This window comes from Psychrobacter sp. 1U2 (assembly GCF_051847575.1).
In genome coordinates, this window is the sequence record NZ_JBPYDC010000760.1 from 1 (window position 1) to 849 (window position 849).

At 43.1% G+C, this 849-nt stretch carries 1 protein-coding gene; it reads left to right on the plus strand.

The annotated features are described in order from the left end of the window. A partial coding sequence (locus ACS8FD_RS18575) for a urate hydroxylase PuuD (RefSeq protein WP_439276930.1) occupies positions 1-849 on the plus strand: 849 nt, incomplete at both ends.

The window sequence follows — 849 nt, forward strand, 5'->3', positions numbered from 1 at the left end:
AATGCCACCGCTTATCTGATCGACCCAAGCAAAATCGCTTTTGGTAGTGGCATTGGTGCCATATCAACAAGCTTACTATTTTTATTTGGCAGTTACTTTATTTATGAAGTGATTGTTCGCAGTCATCTAGGCAAAAATGCCTTTGTATTTAGCTCGACTATCTTTACCTTATTAATTATTGCAACGTGGGGTTCGTATCAGCTGTTCAGCGATCGCGCGTCCTTTATTCATATTGGTGCCATTTTAGGTACTGTGATGGCAGGTAACGTATTCTTTGGCATCATGCCAGCTCAGCGAGCACTTGTAGATTGTGTGCGGCGCGGTGAAAAACCAGGTAAAGAAGTTGCTGATCTAGCTCTACAAGCAAAAAACCGTTCACTGATGAACAACTATTTTACCTTACCGCTTATTTTTACCATGATTAGTAACCACTATCCGATGATGTATTCTCATGAGCATGGTTGGTTAATCTTAGTATTTGTAGGTATTATCACAGCCCTTGTAAGACACTATTTTAACCAAAAGCATTTAGGTAATACTCAAACAAAATTCTTATGGATTCCTGCGCTATTAACGTTATTATTAATTATTTGGATGCGTCCAGCCCCAATTAAGCCATTGCCTGCTGCTACAGCTCCAGTCGCTGCTGCACCTGCAGTGACTGACAGCACGCCACCGACTGCTAGTACAGATACTGAAGTAGAAAATGCTGCAGCCGTTGACACGACCAGTACTACTGACAGTGCTAATGATAGTAGCGCTGCTGAAACTGTACCAGTTACCGCCTCAGCTGACGATGCTATCATGGCTGTCGTGCATACGCGCTGTAGTACGTGTCATGCCGTGCAG